The organism is Nitrospina sp. P1_D6, assembly GCF_052156615.1.
GTDB lineage: Bacteria > Nitrospinota > Nitrospinia > Nitrospinales > Nitrospinaceae > Nitrospina.
Map to the genome: position 1 here is coordinate 204,978 of NZ_JBQKUN010000001.1, position 16,592 is coordinate 221,569.

Below are 16,592 nucleotides of genomic sequence, written 5' to 3' on the forward strand. Positions count from 1 at the left end.
CAATGGGAGTGCGTGCATGTTCTTGATGCAGGACGTGACCAAGGTGTACCGGGTGGGCGAGCAGGATTTCACCGCCCTGCACGGCATTTCCCTCGAAATCGAAAACGGTTCCTTCATGTCGTTCGTCGGGCCGTCCGGCTCCGGCAAGACCACCATCCTGAACCTGCTTGGCGGGCTCGACAGTCCCACCTCCGGCGAGGTGCGGTTCCAGGGCAGGGCGCTCAGTTCCATGTCCCGCGACGAGTTAGCCGCCTTCCGGCGGGACCATGTCGGCTTCATATTCCAGTCTTACAACCTGCTTCCTGTCTACGATGTGTACGAAAACGTCCTGTTCCCACTCCTCCTCATGGGTAAGGACGAAAACGAAGTGAGGCAGAAAGTGAGGGACCTGGTAGACCGGGTGGGCCTGTCGGAGCAGATCAACAAGAAACCGGCAACGCTTTCCGGAGGCCAGTGCCAGCGCGTTGCCATCGCCCGGGCCCTGGTGAAGGAACCGGCGGTGGTGCTGGCAGACGAACCCACCGCAAACCTCGACGCTGAGAACTCGTACCACGTCCTTGAACTGATGCAGAAGCTCAACCGTGAGATCGGTGCCGCCTTTGTGTTCAGCACTCACGACGAGAAAGTGACACAGTACGTTCGCCGGGAAATCCGTCTGGAGGACGGATACGTAAAAACGGATGAGGTGCGCCAGGTGGGAGGCGAGGCGGCATGATCTACGACATGGCGTTCAAGAATTTCATTCGGCAGGGCCTGCGTGTCTGGCTGAACGTGCTGGTTACCGCACTGATACTGATTGCCGTCGTATTTTCGCTTTCCCTCCTCAACGGCTTCCAGGCTCAGGCCCTGCGCAACATGGCCAGCACCGATGTTGCCGGGGGCCATTACCGTGTGCCCGGTTTCGACATTCTGGAGCCGACGGAGTGGGAAGACCAGACACGGGCGGTGCCGCACAACCTCGCCCGACTGCCGCACTCGGAAAAAGCCGAAGTGCTCGTTCAACAGGGGCAGTTGTTCCCCAACCGGCGCCTGTTCCCGGTGCAGTTGCGCGGCGTGGAAATGGAACAGGCCCTGCTTGAGCTGCCGCTGGAACCCCTCCGGCGTGAAAGTCCGGAGGTGGGATCGATCATCCCCGTCATTCTCGGAAACAAAATGGCGGAAAAATCACACCTGGCGGTGGGCGACGTGGTGGTGCTCAAGTGGCGCGACCGCCACGGTGCAGTGGATGCGCTGGACGTGCGGGTGGTCGATGTGGTGCCTCTCATCAATCCACGCATCGACGAAGGCGTGGTGTGGATGCGGCTGGATCACCTGCGCAAAATCACCGACCGGCCGGGCGAGGTCACCTGGGTGGCGGTGAAGGAGCCGATGGGCGTCATCAAGGGATTCGAGTTCCAGTCAGTGGAAATGCTTATGCACGATCTCATGACGCTTCTTCGTCATGACCGGAGAAACACGCGCATTCTGTGGTTCATCCTCATCTCGCTCGCCGCCATCAGTGTGTTCAATACACAGATTCTCAGCGTGTTCAAACGGCAGAAAGAAATCGGCACCCTCATGGCATTGGGCATGACGCCGCAGTGGGTGGTGCGACTGTTCACTCTGGAGGGAAGTTTCGCCGCGCTTCTCGCGGTGGTGGTTGCGGTTCTGCTCGGCGTTCCATTTTTCATCTGGTTTCAGGGTGTCGGTTTTGACGTATCGCACCTGAGCGAGACCGGGTTCCCGGTGCGCGAAAAAATATTCCTCGACATCAATCTCTGGGAAGTGATCACCTCCACCCTCATTACTGTCGCAATTGTCATTGCGGTTTCCTGGGCGCCGGTGAAAAAAATAGTACGGTTGGACCCGACGCAGGCGTTGCGCGGGAGGGCCATCACGTGATCCATTTCACCTTCAAGGGCATCCTGCGCGACAAAAGCCGTTCTCTGTTTCCGTTTCTCATCGTCACCGTCGGCGTGGCACTCATGGTGGGTTTGCTCGGTTTCATGGACGGAATCTTCATGGGAATGCTGGACATGTCGGCGAAACTGGACACCGGCCACCTGCGCTTCGTCAACAAGCCGTTTTATAAAGAAGAGCATCTCGTGCCCCTGGACCGGGCTCTGGCCGACCAGCAGGAAACCCGCGAGTGGCTGGAAGCCAACAGCGATCCGCGTATCGAGTGGACCCCGCGCATCCGCTGGGGAGCGTTGATGGATGTGCCTGACGAGGAAGGGAACACCGTGAGCCAGACCCCGATCACCGGCATGGCGGTTCAGCTTTTGAACCCGACTTCATCCGAGCGGGAGCGGCTCGATTTGAAGGCCTCCGTCATAACGGGGCGCGTTTCCGAAAACCCGCATGAGATGCTGGTGGGGTTTCAGTTGGCTGAATCTCTGGGACTGAAACCCGGATCCATGGTGACCCTGCTGGGCCAGACCTTCGACGGCGGGCTCGCCACCGACAATTATACGGTGACGGGACTCATTCAGTTCGGTGTCACCGCCATGGACAAGAAGATGGCGCTCATCGATCTGGCCGACGCCCAGCACACGTTTTACATGGAGAACATGGTGACCGACTGGCTGGGGTACCTTCCCGCTTCGGTGCCGTATGATGAGTATGTGGACATCAAGCGGGCCATCGAGGAAAAACTGCCGGACCTGCGGCAGAACCCGCCGGAACAGTGGGCGAAGGATGATTTTCCCATCGCACTCACCATCCTCGACCAGAGGAACATCGGCGAGATCGCCCGCAAGTTCGAACTCATCCGCGGCGTCATCGTGCTCATCTTCACCTTCCTCATGGTGCTGGTGTTGTGGAACGCGGGCCTGTTGAACGGCATTCATCGTTACGGCGAGATGGGGCTGCGCCTGGCGATGGGCGAGACGCACAAGCACCTGGTGGCGTCGCTCACGCTGGAAGCGTTTGCGGTGGGAGTGCTGGGTTCCATTGCCGGGTGCGTGGTCGGGGGTCTCGTGGTGTTCTACCTGCAGGAGGTGGGGGTGGACATGGGCGATGCCATGGCCAAATCGGGTTTGATGATCAACGACATTGCACGCGGCCGGATCACGGTGGAGGGATTTGTGCGGGGCATCGTGCCGGGCATGACGGCAAGTGTGGCGGGCAGTCTGTTCGCCAGCCTCGCCATTTTCAAACGTTCCGAGGCCAATCTGTTCCGCGAATTGGAAGTGGGGTGACGATGAGCTGGAAATGCTGGATCACAAATACTGCGTTGGGGTGGGCCATGGTTTTGGCATTGGTTTCCACGGCTGCGGGGCAAAAAGGGATTCATGAGGAATGGAAGAATCTCGATCCACAGAAGCTGGTCGAAGCCATCGACGCCAATTTGTGGTCTCCCACCAAATACGTCGAAGGACGGCTGATTGTGGACAACGGCCGCCGCGTGCGTACGCTTGAGATGAACACGTGGATGGAGGGCATCGTCAAATCGTTCAGTCATTACAAGTCTCCCCCGCGCGAGCGCGACACCAAGATGCTCAAGATCGACCGTAAGCTGTGGCTGTATACCCCGCAGACCGACCGCATCATACTCATTGCCGGTCACCTTCTGCGCCAGTCGATGATGGGAAGCGACCTGTCGTATGAAGACATGCTTGAGGATGAAAAGCTAAGCGATGCTTACATTCCCGAAATTGCGAAGGTGGAGGAATTCGAAGGGGTGAATACTCTGGTGCTGGACCTCACTGCGAAGGACCCGGAAAAAACCTACCAGTTTCGAAAGGTGTGGACCGATCCGGAACGCAAGATCGTTCTGCGCGAACAGCGTTTTGCCAAGAGTGGAAAACTTCTCAAGATGATCGACTTCAAAGGCTACCGCATTATTGACGGCCGTCTGTTTCCGCGCAAGATGGTGTTCCGCGACATGTTGAAAGACAACACCAGGACCACCTACATGTTCGACCACATCGAGTTCAATTTGGACATCCCTGCAAAGTATTTTTCCAAACGGATTCTCAAACGGTGAGGATCAGTCGAACCAGTCCGGCTCCAGACTGCGCACCGCGGCGATGACATCGTCGGGCGAATCCACCACCCGGGCCTCTGTACGTTTGAATTCTTCCCAGATGTGATCCTTGTTGAGGAGCACGATCGGTTTTCTGTATTCCAGCGCCAGTTGAACCTCCGAACGCGTACCGGGTCCACCGGGAAAGCCGATCACCACGTCTGACGTCAGCACGATGATGTGGTTCCTGCTGGCCACGCCTTTTCCCTGGATGCCCGACATGTGCAGGTGAGTGTAGATGGGAATGTCTACGAAGTCATTGGGGTATCCCGGAGGCGTTTTGTAGTGACTGCGCATTGCCGCACGGTCGCAGGCAATGCCGGAGGGCAGGATGCCGATGACTTTTCCCTTGCGGTGGGATACCTGGCAGAAGGCCTGTGCGGTGGATTCCATCACGCCGCCCCCGCCGCCCGTCACCAGGTTGAATCCCTGTTCGGCGATCCACCGCCCGATGGGCCACGTCAGTTTGGCGTATTGATTGGTGCCGGAACCGATGATTCCGACCTGAACGTTCTTTTTAGCCATTCGTTTCTTTAATTTGCGAATCGTACCCAACCAGTGCGAGGTAGGTGAGGAGCGATTCCAGATGCGCTTCCGAATTGCCCGATGCCGATTCGTAGTCGTGGGTTTTGAGCCGTACCTCGTCGCCGCGCCGCATCAAATGATACGCCAGTGAGGCCGTTTCCGAGACGCGTTGCTCCAGCACGCTGGAAGCCACCATCCTTTGCGTTTCCGGATCGATGATATTCAAAAACAGGGTGAAGCTGTGAAACCCTCCATGCGCGAACTCCTTGACGCGCAGGTTTCCGGTTTTGGCGCTGGATTTCCAGTGGACCGCGCTCAAGGTGTCCCCCGGGCGGAACTCGCGCAAGGCGTAAAGGTCGTCCCCACTCTGGCTGATCACCCCTTCACCTTCCTCCGCGATGTCTGTTGGGTCCGGCAGTTCCACCGGTTTGATCACCGGATACACCAGTGTTTCGACATCAACCGGAACCAGCTTGGTTTTCATGAAGAAGCCGAAGGGAAACCGCGTCCGCAACTGGGCGAACCGGATTTTCAGCGGGCCCCGTTTTTTTGCAGTCACCAGAGCTGTTTTCTCCAGCGTATCTCCGGGAGGAATCTGGAAAAAATACAGGGGGGGAGCCACCGAGTACCGACCCAGAGAGTCTGCCGGGAATTCCACGTAACAGGAATACGACGATAATCGTTTTTTGCAATTCTGGACTTTGATTGGGACCGGGTAGGCGTCACCAGGGTAGATCGATCTGGGCAGACTGGCCCAAACCCGGATATCCCGCAACGTGTGCTCGGAAAGGATACCCGAAACCACGATGAAACTGCAACACATGGCAAGGATCAGGTACAGAAGGTTGTTGCCGGTGTTGATTGCCCCCAGCCCGACACCGAACACGAGGAAGATGAATCCACCACCCTCGCGGGTCAGGTGGAGCGTCCGGTTGTAAAACGAGACGGTGAAAACCGGTTTGTGCTCATTGGGCTGGTTCATGGAATCACCCCGCCGGGGAAGATGCCGGATGGTAGAAATGATGGTTTGATTTTAAACCGGAATTTCCATTTTATCGACGATTTCCATGATGACCGCGGAGGTGTCCGCCGCCGTGCGCTTGTTCATGCCGTGGTGGTTCTGCGGGATGACGCGGTGGCACAGGACGGGAATGGCGAGTTGCTTGATGTCGTCGGGAATGCAGTAAGTGCGACCGTGCACCAGGGCACGGGCGCGGGCGGCCTGTTGCAGAATCAATCCGCCGCGAGGACTGACACCCAGCGACAGGTGCTTCGATTCGCGGGTGGCCGTCACCACGTTCATGATGTAGTCGATCAGTACCGGTTCCATGGTCACCGCCTCCGCCTGCTTTTGCAGGTTCAACACATCCTCATGCGAGAGGATGGCCTTCACCTCCTTGATATTGCGCGATGGAGACTGTGTGCCGAGCAGTTTGCGTTCTTCTTCCGGATCGGGATACCCCATCGACAGGTACATCATGAAGCGGTCGAGTTGCGATTCCGGAAGCGGATGCGCCCCATGGCTTTCGATGGGGTTCTGCGTGGCGATCACCATGAACGGGTCTTCCAGGTCGTAGGTACGATTGTCCACCGATACCTGCTTTTCATTCATGGCTTCAAGCAAAGCGCTCTGCGTGCGCGGCGATGAGCGATTGATCTCGTCCGCCAGCACCAGGTTGGCGAAAATGGGACCGCGGTTGAACTCGAATGTGTTTTCCTTCTGGTTGTAAATGGAGACGCCGACGATGTCCGAAGGCAGGATGTCGTTGGTGAACTGGATCCGGCGGAACTCGAGGCCCAGGGATTTCGCGAGTGCGAAGGCCAGCGAGCTTTTGCCGACACCGGGGACGTCTTCGATCAACAGATGTCCCCCGGCAATCAGGGTGATGATGGTGTTTTCAATGACATCGGATTTGCCGATGATGACGCTTTCGATATTGGACTGGAGGCGGGCGATCGCCGCGGTCGTGGAACTCATGAGTTCAGCACCTCAAGAACTTTCTGCATGTCTTCCATCACCGCCCGCCGGTTTTCCAGAGTGTAAAAGCGGAGCAGGTATGCCGGATGAAACGTGAGCATCAGCTTGATGCCGTCGAATTCGTGCCAGGTGCCGCGTTCCTTGGTGATGGCCACCGACCGGCCCAGCAGGGTGGAGGCGGCGGGTTTGCCCAGCGCCACGATCACCCTGGGCCGGATGGCCCGGACCTGCTCAACCAGAAACGGTTTGCAGGCGTTGATCTCGTCGATCTCCGGATCGCGGTTGCCGGGAGGACGGCACTTGACGATGTTGCAGATATAGGTGTCTTTTTCGCGGTCGAGCTTCATGCCCTTTTCAATTATCTCGGTCAGCTTCTTTCCCGCCCGACCTACAAACGGAAGGCCCTGCGCGTCCTCGTCGGCTCCCGGGCCCTCGCCGATGAACAGCAGTTTCGCGTTCGGATTGCCGGACCCGAAAACGATGTTCGTGCGTGTTTCCGACAGTTTGCAACGCGTGCATTCGCCCAGCTCGTTGCGTACTTCGGTCAGGCGGCTCATGGCATCGGGCTGGATCATGGTATTGGCGGCAGTGCGGGATTGAGGAACGGGAACGGAAGACGCGGGCATGGATGCGGGTGGCGCGGAAGCCCTCACGGGGCCCACGGCAGAGGTCCGGAAAGAGGTTTCCAGTGCCTCCAGCAGGGGGACGCGGTCCATGCCCTGGTCCTTCAAAAAAACCAGGTAATCCTTCAGTTGTCGCAATAAAACGGCTCTTTCGGCTTCAACCCCCATAATAAAAAAGGATAGCAGAAGATGGAAGGCAGTCAACCGCTAAGGGCGGGGCCGGAACTTGCTCGGCGATTTATAATTGTTTTGGTTTGACGCTTTATTTATAATTTCCTCATCTCGAACAGGAGGCGACAATGTCCGGTCTCAAAAGCGCATGGGAACTCAGTCTGGAAAAATCCGACAAAATGGTCCCGGGGCTCAAAAACAAGAAAAAGCTGACCGACAAGCAAAAACAGGAAATTGACGCCATCCGCAAGGAATACAAGGCCCGGATTGCGGATAAGGAAGTCATGCTTCAGCACCAGCTGGACCGGCTTTCGGAGCGAACACGGCCCGAGGACCTGCATGCGGCCTCTGAAGAACTCAAACGGGAATTTGCGACAGAAAAGGAACGCCTGGAAAAAGAAATGGAGCAAAAAGTAGAGGCGATCCACGAGTCCCGTAAATGATCAAAGGGCCCGCCATTCCCCCCTTTTTCACCCTTAAAACCAGGAAACCTGAAATTGCACCCGGCTGCCCGGTGCGATGGTATTCAATATGAGAACGGAAAGCATGAAAGATATTGTCAAATACCTGGTGGTGCAGGCTCTCAACCGGGTCAAGGAACAGGGCGGGCTCACTTTGGACACGGTGCCGGACCTCGTCATCGAGGAGCCGAAGGACGAGTCGATGGGCGACTTCGCCACCACCATCGCCATGCAACTGGCCAAGCCGGAGAAGAAAAATCCCAGAGAGATCGCCCAGAAAATCTGCGAAGAAATCAGCACCGATGGCGGGCAGGTGGAGTCGGCAAACGTTGCAGGCCCGGGCTTCATCAACCTGAAGATGACGCAGGACTTTTTCCGCGACCAATTGAAGGAGGCCGCAGGAAAAGGCAAAGAGTTTGGACGCTGCTACGTTGGGGAAAACAAAAAGGTGCTGGTTGAGTTCGTGAGCGCCAACCCGACCGGTCCGCTCCACGTAGGGCACGGACGCGGTGCCGCGGTCGGCCATGCGTTGTCCTGCATCCTGAAAATGGCCGGATTTGTAGTGTCCACCGAATACTACATCAACGACGTCGGAAACCAGATGAACACGCTCGGCCGCTCCACATGGATCCGCTACCGGCAACTCCTTGGAGAAGACATCGTATTCCCGGAGGAGGGGTATCAGGGCGACTACATCAAGGACATCGCCAAGGAGATTATCGAGCGCGACGGCAAAGCCCATCTCGAGAAAAAGGACGAAGACGCCCTGACTTTTTTCCGCCTTCATGCAACCGGCTCCATTCTCGAAGGGATCAAGGAGGACCTGAAAGAGTTCCGCGTCGAGTATGACCGGTGGTTCAGCGAGCAGATCCTGCACGAGGACAAGTCTGTGGACCAGTCCCTCGAGTGGCTGAAGGATAAAGGTTACATCTATGAAATGGATGGAGCGACGTGGCTCAAGACGGCGGAGTTCGACGACGATTCCGACCGTGTCGTCATAAAAAACGACGGCGAGAGGACCTATTTCTGTGCCGACATCGCCTACCACAAAAACAAGATCGACCGTGGCTTCGACATGATCTTGGACCTGTGGGGGGCCGATCACCACGGCTACGTACCGCGCATGCAGTCGGTGCTCAAGATGATGGGTTTTGATGAAAACGTTTTCAAGGTTCTTCTCGTGCAGTTCGTCACCCTGCGGCGCGGCGGGGAAAAGGTATCGATGTCCACACGCTCCGGCGAGTTCGTCACCCTTGCGGACGTGGTGAAAGAGGTGGGTGTGGACGCGACGCGTTTTTTCTTTCTCATGCGCAGTTCGGACAGTCATCTCGATTTCGACCTCGAACTGGCGAAAAAGGAAACTCCTGAAAACCCGGTGTATTACATCCAGTATGCGCATGCGCGCATTTGCAACGTGTTCCGCACCGCGGAAGAGCAGGGTTACCGCCCCGAGGACTGGGCGGAAGGGGAGTTGTCACCTCTCACGGAAAACGCTGAGATCGCACTCATCAAGAAAATACTTGCTTACCCTGAGGTCATCGAAAAAAGTGCGGTGGCTCAGGAAGTGCACCGCATCCCGTTTTACCTGCATGAACTGGTGGCGATTTTCCACAATTATTACGCCCACCACCGCATCGTGACCGACAATGCGGAGCTCACCCGAGCCCGGCTGTTTCTGATCCACGTTTTGCGCAACGTCATTGTCAGCGGGCTGACCCTCATGGGCGTCACCGCCCCGGAGAAGATGTAGCCCGGTTCCAGTAATACCGCTCCCCTTCGCAATCCGCGACCCGCAGGCATCAGGGGTCCATGGTTTTTGATAAAATTTGTTTAAATTTTAAAAAATCATGTTATACTTGTTCCACATTTAATCACATAAAATCAAAGACTTATAGGGCAAACCCGCGGTGGACCGCCAATGTGAGGGGCTGTCATGCATCTGAAAACCCGCTTCATCCTGATCCTGTTTTTCATCGCCATCGGTGCCGGTACCGGTTATGCCTGGCGCAGTGATATTTTTGCACCCTCCCTGGAAAGCGAGAATCTTTCTGAAGCAGTGAAGAAAGTACGGGCCATCAAACCCGATAACTTTAAAAGTAAATTGCTGGATGTGGTGCCTGGTCCCGAGGTCAAAAACGACTTCACGTTTTTCGACACGCTCACGGACGTCAGCCAGAACCGGTTTATTGACCTGGATGGAAATATTATCCAAATGGAAGGCTACGAACAGGAATCGCTGGTCAACGAGCTGGAAGTGGAAGCCGGGAAATCGATTTTAGGGCCGGAGGAGCCGGTAATAGCCTTACCCGAATCGGAACCGGTGCAGGTGGTGCAGAAGAAAACGGAGTCCAGCCTGGAAGAGAAAATCAGGGCACTTGAAGCGCTGGTCGATGATTCGGGGGAAACCAGGTCCGACCAAACCGGGTCTGGCGAATCTTCAAATGAGAGGGCAGTTGTGAATGAATCCACTGTCACCTCATCCGGCGATCCGCGGTTCCAGGTTCAGGTTAGTTCATTCCGGGAAGTGGAGCGTGCCCGTGCGTTTAAAGAAGAGCTGCAGAATAAAGGCTATCCCGCGTTTTACACACAGGTGGCTTTGCCTGGTAAAGGGGTCTGGTACCGGGTGTTTTTAGGTGAGTTTGAAAGGCGTGGTGCGGCAGAGGATGCGGCGCGTCTGGCCCGCATGCGGGATTCTCTCCAAACCATGATCCTCACTCTTCAGTAGGAGAGTCCCCCACGTCGATGTATCGGTCGGTGTTGTTGAACTGCTGAAGAACCTCGACCGGGTCCATTTCCCGTTTGCCCCCGTAAAATCCTTCCTCATTCTCAAATACCGTGTTGAAGCGGTACCCCTTGGTGTCGTTCTGGTAGAGTTTACGGCGTTCTTCCTCGCCCTCGAACGTGAAATCCAGTTTTGCGGTTTTCCCCTTTTCAATCGTGATGGTTCCGGTCTGGCTCGGGATGAATGGATGCCACGCCATCACTTCGTAGGTTCCGGGAGGGATATCGTGGATTTCAAAGTTGCCTTCTGCGTCCGTCACCGCGTAGTAGGGATTTGCCACCATAAGGCCCCGCGTCTGAATGAAGGGGTGCAGGTTGCATTTCAAAATCAACTCCGGCGCTCCCGGCTTCATGAACAGTGACCGCACCTGAGACGAATGGGGCATGGTGTTTTTGTTCGACACCTGGTACTTGTACACACCATTGACCTCATAGAGCGCCATCTCGTGCTTGATGGGGTCTGTGTTTTCAAGCAGAAGGTCCTCGCCGTTTTTGAATCCGATCACATATTGGTCCGCCTGGCAACGGCTGATGGTGACATTGGTCATCTTGCGGGGAAACGGTTTTCCCTTTTCCACATTGAGGATCGCGATGACCGTGTCTTTCAAAGCCCCTGTGTCGTTCACCACGAAATCATGAAGGATGCGGTGACCCTGGCCGTCTGAAATGCGGGAACAGTATTTTATGTTGGGGATGTTGATCAGGTGGAACACCCGGGGTTTGGGAATGGAGCCATTCATGCGCACCTTGCCCTTCAACGAGCCGCCGTCATCCACTGCCGCGATTTTGTATTCCGGTGTCAGCTCGAAGTAAAGTTTCCGTGCCAGCGTGTTGTTCCGGCGGTAGAGTTTGGTGACCTGGGCCAGCGCCTTGTCATGGGCGCCCATGTGTTCGTAGATGAGGCCCAGGTCGTAATCCGCAAACTTGAGCTGGGAATCCATTTCGAGCGCCAGTTCGATTTCTTTCGCGGCATCGGCCAGCAGATTGACCTTGGCAAACGTCAAGCCACGAAGGTAACGGAATTCCGCATTGTCGTATCCCATTTGCAGGGCTTTTTCAAAAGCCAGCAGGGCTTCCATGTTGCGTTCCGAGCGGCTTAAAGCGACACCCAGATTGGCCTGAATCCAGTTGTTGTCCGGTTGCTCCTTCAGCGCTTGTTGGAATGCCTCCACCGCTTCCGGCCATTTTCCAAGCAGGCTCATTTCCTGAGCTCTTTTCAGGTGAGGGGTGGAATCGAAGTCACCGGCGAAACTGCCCGCGGGCAGGACCAGGCTGAACGCCAAAACCAGAATAGAAACTTTCAAACGGAACATAAAACCAGGCCAACCAGATAAAAATTATGGGTCTTCCGGTACCGCCCGCCAATCCAAGCCAACAATGGCAATAGGCTTGCCAAGCAGGTATCCGGTAACGGTATAATACCCTAAACCACGAATCAGTTTAAATGGGGAACCCCCATCGAATTCCCTTTTATTTAGAGAAGGAACACCTGTGAAGCAAACCCCGACTCCTGGTAAGAACGGAGGCGACAGTGGAATCGATCCATTCTGGATGCCCTTCAAACCCCATGTTTTGATTCCCGGACCCGTGGCTCAAACCATTGTAAGTTCCCAATGGACCGGCGACACGCGCATTGCTTCCCGAACGCTCCACAAAATCCGGCTTGAGGAAAACGCCGTGCTGGCACTGTTGGAACTGAAACCGCAGGCTCCGGGTCGCCCGCTTGTATTAATGATGCACGGCATGGGCGGGTGCAGTGAGTCGGCTTACATCCGGCGGATCGCAAACAAGCTGGGGCAGGAGGGGTACGGCGTGTTCATGATGAATCACCGGGGAAGCGGGCCCGGCATGGGCTTGTGCGACCGCCTGTTCAATGGCGGCTCCAGTGGCGACCTGAAAGCCGTCCTGCAGTTCATCACAGACCGTTATCCGGATTCGCCCCTGCTCGCGATCGGGTTTTCCCTGAGTGGAAATATCCTGCTTAAATACCTGGGAGAGGGGCACGATCCCATCCCGCAATTGCGCGCCGCTTTCGCAGTGAATCCTCCCGTCGATTTGAAAGCGGCCAGCCGCGCCATCAGTCACGGACCTTTCGCCCGCACGTTCAACCGTTACTATCTGGGGCTCATGTACAACCAGTTGGATGCATTGCGTGAATGTTTTCCCAATGCCTTTGCCCCTGCGAAACGGGCGGGGTCCATCTGGGAATTTGATGAGCTTTATACCGCTCCCGCGGCAGGGTACGCTACAGTGGAGGACTACTACGACACGTGCAGTTCGCGTCAGTTTCTGGACCGAATCCGCACCCCGACGACCCTACTGTGTTCGCAGGACGATCCCTTCATTCCGCCCTCGGTATTCGAAGGCATCGAATCCGCCACGCAAGTGAGATTTGTGAATCCGAAGGGGGGCGGCCACATGGGATACATTGCTCGCAAATGCACTCCCTTCGGGGACCGGCGGTGGATGGACTACGTCTGCGTCGAATGGGTGCGGGCCCACACACCCAAAACGGAAAGGTAAGGGAATGGAAACGATTCAACCGTGGTGGGTGAACATGCGAAGTCTGTCGGCGGTGCGGTTGAAGTTCATGAAAAATCATTTTGGCCGGCCCAACAGGGACAAAGTTACCCGCTGGCTGCTGATCGGTACCCTGGGCACGCTGTTTCTCATTGCCGACTACGTTTTCTTCTACCGTATGGTGGCTTACCTCGACGGACTGCCCTTGCGCGTCGGGGAGGAACTGATCGTTCAGTTACTGAACGTGGTTTTCCTCACCTTGTTCGCCATGCTGTTGTTCTCGACCATCATAGCCGCACTGGCCATCTATTACGTTTCCTCCGATCTGGAATTTCTGCATTCCCTTCCCATGGTGCCGGATGCGATCATTCACGTGCGGTTCGTGCAGACCCTTATCAACGCATCGTGGGTGGTGCTGGTGTTTTCACTTCCCATGTTCATCGCCTACGGATATTACTTCAAGGTCACCGCGTCCTATTACGTTTATCTGATTGCGTCGTTTCTACCGTTTGTGGTGTTGCCCTGCGCGTTGGGTGTGCTGGGCATCATGGTGTTGATGCGGTTTTTCCCCACCGACAAGGCGCATCAGATCCTTTCGTTTCTGGGCCTGTTTTTTGTCGCCGGACTGGTGGCCTTCCTCCGTTTCCTGTCGCCGGAAAAATTTTTCGACAAGAAAGTGTCGGATGAAGTCATCATCGACTTTGTCGAGAGCCTGCGCGTGCCGGAGTTTCCGTATCTGCCATCCAGCTGGATCACGCGGGGACTGACGGCATGGACCGAAGGCAATATTGAAATCAGTTTTGGGCGTTTGGGTTTTCTGTATGCCGCCGCCGGGGTGGGGCTGGTCCTGTTTGCGTGGATCAGCCGCCGGATTTACTTTTCCGGCTGGCGCAGTTACCAGGAGGTGAAAAACGCCCCACGCACCAGGAAAAGAAACAACGGCCACCGGAAACCGCTTCTTGCATACCTGCCCATCGGACCGATGAAGCAGGCGCTGATCTCAAAGGATCTCAAAGTGTTTGCCCGCGATCCGGCTCACTGGTCGCAAATATTCATTTTGCTGGTTCTGGTGATCGTGTACATCTTCAATATCATGAACCTGCCGCTCGATAACCTGGTTCTCAAGAACGTGGTTTCGGTGCTGAATATCGGGTTGATCGGCTTCGTGCTATCTGCACTGATTGCGCGCTTCGTCTTTTCGTCGATCAGTATTGAAGGAAAGAAAATGTGGACGCTCTACACTGCGCCGGTGGACATGCGCCATTTCCTCGTTGCCAAGTTCTGGATGTACTGGCCCCCGTTGCTGGTGGTGGCGGAAATTTTGACCGTGGCCTCCAATTACCTTTTGCAGGTGGATGCCTATGTGATGAAGATGTCAATTATAGGCGTGATGCTCATCACCACCGGGCTGGTTGGAATGGGTGTTGGCATGGGGGCGATGTATCCCCGGTTCGATCACGAAAACATGTCGGAGATCTCCACCGGCACCGGCGGCATCCTGTTCATGATTTCCAGCCTGGCCTACGTGATGCTGGTTCTGGTATTGAGCGCTCGTCCCATGTACGTTCACTTCAACGAAAAATTTTTGTTCAAGTTCGTGGGCGGCATCGAGGTTCCGGTTTTTTACGGCATGATCGTGGTCCTCACTGTACTGGTCACGTGGATTCCGATGAAACGGGGCATCCGCGCCCTGCGCACCATGGATATATAAAGGGTGAATCACTAGGTGTTGAATGGAACTGTTTCCTGAACTGGAAAACGAAAACAGCCGCCTGCCGCAGGCACCGCTGGCGGACCGCATGCGCCCTTCGGACTGGCAGGAATTGTTCGGCCATGAGCACCTGGTGGGGGAGAGCAGTCCCCTGCGCCGCCTCATCGAAAAGGACACAGGGCTGTCGTTCATCCTGTGGGGTCCGCCGGGTTGCGGCAAGACCACCATCGCCCGCATCGTGGCCCGCGTCACTCAGAGCCAGTTTTTCGAGATCAGCGCCGTCAACGCCGGGGTGAAGGACATCCGCGACATCATCGAGACCGCGCAGAAATTGTGGAAAAGCCAGAAACGCCGAACCGTTTTGTTCATTGACGAAATCCACCGCTTCAACAAGGCCCAGCAGGACGCCGTTCTGCCCTACGTCGAGAACGGCACCATCCGCATGATCGGTTCCACTACCGAGAACCCGTCGTTCGAGGTTATCCCGGCGCTCCGCTCCCGATGCCAGGTGTTCCGGCTGGGTTACCTGAGTGCGGATGACGTGCGCGGCATCCTGGAGCGGGCGATGAAGGACCGCGACCACGGATTGGGTCGTTATCCGGTCGCTTTCGACGACGAGGCCCTGCACCTGATTGTCAGCCACGCCAACGGCGACGCCCGGCGGGCACTGAATGTGCTGGATTCCGCCGTCAGCTACCATCTGCAGAGAGACCCGGAAGCGGCGACCCCCGTGGACCGGGAGATGATCGAGAGCATCATCCAGCGCTGTACCGTGCTTTACGACAAGGATGGAACCGAGCACTACGACCACGCCTCGGCGTTCCAGAAAAGTTTGCGTGGATCGGACCCCGACGCGGCGATATACTGGCTGGCCAAAATGATCGCCGGAGGCGAGGATCCGAAGTTCATCGCCCGCAGGCTGGTGGTGACCGCCGCTGAGGATGTGGGCAATGCCGACCCGATGGCGCTGGTCGTGGCCAATGCTGCCGCCGATGCGGTGGAGCGAATCGGCCTGCCGGAAGCACGGATTCCGCTGGCGCAGGCGGTCATTTATGTGGCGCGGGCTCCCAAGGACAACTCCGCCATCACCGCCATCGACAGCGCGCTCAGCGACATCGAAAACAAGGGGCTGGCCTACCCGGTGCCGGATCACCTGAAAGACGCGCATTACCGGGACGCTAAAAAATACGGGTATGGGGTGGACTACAAGTACCCCCACGATTACCCGGATGGCAAGGTCGATCAACAATACCTGCCCACCGAATTGCGGGGAAAAAAGTATCTCCCGGATGACAAACGGGACGAAACTTGATATATCAGATAGGTTTATCCGAATCACGGAAAGGTTTTTCAGCAGGATGACATCGCGAACCAAATTCAACACGGTAGAGGACATTTTCGAAGGCCGCCTGCGCGGCAACCAGGCCATGTTCAGCGGTCTCGGCCTGTCGGCGGAAGAGGCGCGCCTGTTATGGCAGTCGGAGCGCATGAAGGAGGTCAACTGGCTGGACCTGGATGACAACGATCTGGGTGACGAAGGCGTGCGCGAGCTTGCGGAATGCGGCCTTCTTGCCAACGTTCAGTACCTCAACCTCAATAAAAACGGTCTCACCGACCAGGGACTCCAGTATTTGGCCGAATCGAAATGCCTGCCTTTACTCAAGCGGCTGCATTTGAAGGACAACCCCATCGAAGGCAAAGGCGTGGTGGCGCTGTTCGAGTCGCAGACGCTGGACAATCTTTCGACCTTCCAAATCAATTCCGGCTGGACCTGCAGAAAACGTGAAGGCTGGCGGTACAACCCCCAGTTCTGAGT

Annotated in this window: 16 protein-coding genes; 11 read left to right on the top strand and 5 right to left on the bottom strand. The window is 56.3% G+C overall.

The window, feature by feature from the left end; all coding sequences use genetic code 11:
• The first annotated feature begins 16 nt into the window (after positions 1-16).
• The 4 genes from ACTRXA_RS00915 to ACTRXA_RS00930 are packed head-to-tail and all read left to right on the top strand — an operon-like array spanning position 17 to position 3,967.
• The gene (locus ACTRXA_RS00915) at positions 17-715 is read left to right on the top strand and encodes an ABC transporter ATP-binding protein (RefSeq protein ID WP_442425326.1); all 699 of its coding nucleotides are present in this window, start codon (positions 17-19) and stop codon (positions 713-715) included.
• The gene (locus tag ACTRXA_RS00920) at positions 712-1,881 is read left to right on the top strand and encodes an ABC transporter permease (protein WP_442425327.1); all 1,170 of its coding nucleotides are present in this window, start codon (positions 712-714) and stop codon (positions 1,879-1,881) included. The genes ACTRXA_RS00915 and ACTRXA_RS00920 overlap by 4 nt, the downstream gene beginning before the upstream one ends.
• The gene (locus ACTRXA_RS00925) at positions 1,878-3,179 is read left to right on the top strand and encodes an ABC transporter permease (protein WP_442425328.1); all 1,302 of its coding nucleotides are present in this window, start codon (positions 1,878-1,880) and stop codon (positions 3,177-3,179) included. Before ACTRXA_RS00920 ends, ACTRXA_RS00925 begins: the two co-directional genes overlap by 4 nt.
• Positions 3,180-3,226: 47 nt before the next feature.
• The gene (locus ACTRXA_RS00930) at positions 3,227-3,967 is read left to right on the top strand and encodes an outer membrane lipoprotein-sorting protein (protein ID WP_442425329.1); all 741 of its coding nucleotides are present in this window, start codon (positions 3,227-3,229) and stop codon (positions 3,965-3,967) included.
• A 3-nt stretch (positions 3,968-3,970) separates the two neighbouring features.
• On the opposite strand, the gene ACTRXA_RS00935 is transcribed toward ACTRXA_RS00930, so the two are convergent.
• The 4 genes from ACTRXA_RS00935 to ACTRXA_RS00950 are packed head-to-tail and all read right to left on the bottom strand — an operon-like array spanning position 3,971 to position 7,270.
• Positions 3,971-4,531 (bottom strand): LOG family protein, encoded by a 561-nt coding sequence (locus ACTRXA_RS00935; RefSeq protein WP_442425330.1) that lies wholly within the window; start codon positions 4,529-4,531, stop codon positions 3,971-3,973.
• Positions 4,524-5,513, bottom strand: coding sequence for a DUF58 domain-containing protein (locus ACTRXA_RS00940; RefSeq protein ID WP_442425331.1), 990 nt, complete (start codon positions 5,511-5,513; stop codon positions 4,524-4,526). Before ACTRXA_RS00940 ends, ACTRXA_RS00935 begins: the two co-directional genes overlap by 8 nt.
• A 51-nt stretch (positions 5,514-5,564) precedes the next feature.
• The gene (locus ACTRXA_RS00945) at positions 5,565-6,509 is read right to left on the bottom strand and encodes an AAA family ATPase (protein ID WP_442425332.1); all 945 of its coding nucleotides are present in this window, start codon (positions 6,507-6,509) and stop codon (positions 5,565-5,567) included.
• Complete coding sequence (locus ACTRXA_RS00950; RefSeq protein WP_442425333.1) at positions 6,506-7,270, bottom strand: uracil-DNA glycosylase; 765 nt, start codon at positions 7,268-7,270, stop codon at positions 6,506-6,508. The genes ACTRXA_RS00945 and ACTRXA_RS00950 overlap by 4 nt, the downstream gene beginning before the upstream one ends.
• 161 nt (positions 7,271-7,431) lie before the next feature.
• Here ACTRXA_RS00950 and ACTRXA_RS00955 point away from each other — a divergent pair, with 161 nt between their 5' ends.
• The 3 genes from ACTRXA_RS00955 (at position 7,432) to ACTRXA_RS00965 (ending at position 10,489) form a co-directional block, all read left to right on the top strand.
• Positions 7,432-7,746 (top strand): hypothetical protein, encoded by a 315-nt coding sequence (locus ACTRXA_RS00955; protein ID WP_442425334.1) that lies wholly within the window; start codon positions 7,432-7,434, stop codon positions 7,744-7,746.
• A 103-nt stretch (positions 7,747-7,849) separates the two neighbouring features.
• On the top strand, positions 7,850-9,514 hold the full coding sequence (gene argS, locus ACTRXA_RS00960) for an arginine--tRNA ligase (RefSeq protein ID WP_442425335.1): 1,665 nt from the start codon (positions 7,850-7,852) through the stop codon (positions 9,512-9,514).
• Positions 9,515-9,697: 183 nt separating this feature from the next.
• Positions 9,698-10,489 (top strand): SPOR domain-containing protein, encoded by a 792-nt coding sequence (locus ACTRXA_RS00965; protein WP_442425336.1) that lies wholly within the window; start codon positions 9,698-9,700, stop codon positions 10,487-10,489.
• Here the strand turns inward: ACTRXA_RS00965 and ACTRXA_RS00970 are convergent.
• Positions 10,476-11,858, bottom strand: a complete 1,383-nt coding sequence (locus tag ACTRXA_RS00970; RefSeq protein ID WP_442425337.1) for a tetratricopeptide repeat protein — start codon at positions 11,856-11,858, stop codon at positions 10,476-10,478. The genes ACTRXA_RS00965 and ACTRXA_RS00970 overlap by 14 nt on opposite strands.
• 178 nt (positions 11,859-12,036) lie before the next feature.
• On the opposite strand from ACTRXA_RS00970, the gene ACTRXA_RS00975 reads away from it, so the two are divergent.
• The 4 genes from ACTRXA_RS00975 to ACTRXA_RS00990 are packed head-to-tail and all read left to right on the top strand — an operon-like array spanning position 12,037 to position 16,590.
• Positions 12,037-13,068, top strand: coding sequence for a YheT family hydrolase (locus ACTRXA_RS00975; protein WP_442425338.1), 1,032 nt, complete (start codon positions 12,037-12,039; stop codon positions 13,066-13,068).
• Between the two features lie 4 nt (positions 13,069-13,072).
• Positions 13,073-14,776: a putative ABC transporter permease subunit gene (locus ACTRXA_RS00980; RefSeq protein WP_442425339.1), complete on the top strand. Its 1,704-nt coding sequence runs from the start codon at positions 13,073-13,075 to the stop codon at positions 14,774-14,776.
• 22 nt (positions 14,777-14,798) lie between these two features.
• Positions 14,799-16,088 carry a replication-associated recombination protein A gene (locus ACTRXA_RS00985; protein WP_442425340.1) on the top strand — a complete coding sequence of 430 codons (1,290 nt, stop codon included), beginning with the start codon at positions 14,799-14,801 and terminating at the stop codon, positions 16,086-16,088.
• A gap of 46 nt (positions 16,089-16,134) precedes the next feature.
• On the top strand, positions 16,135-16,590 hold the full coding sequence (locus ACTRXA_RS00990) for a hypothetical protein (RefSeq protein ID WP_442425341.1): 456 nt from the start codon (positions 16,135-16,137) through the stop codon (positions 16,588-16,590).
• The last annotated feature ends 2 nt before the right edge of the window (positions 16,591-16,592 follow it).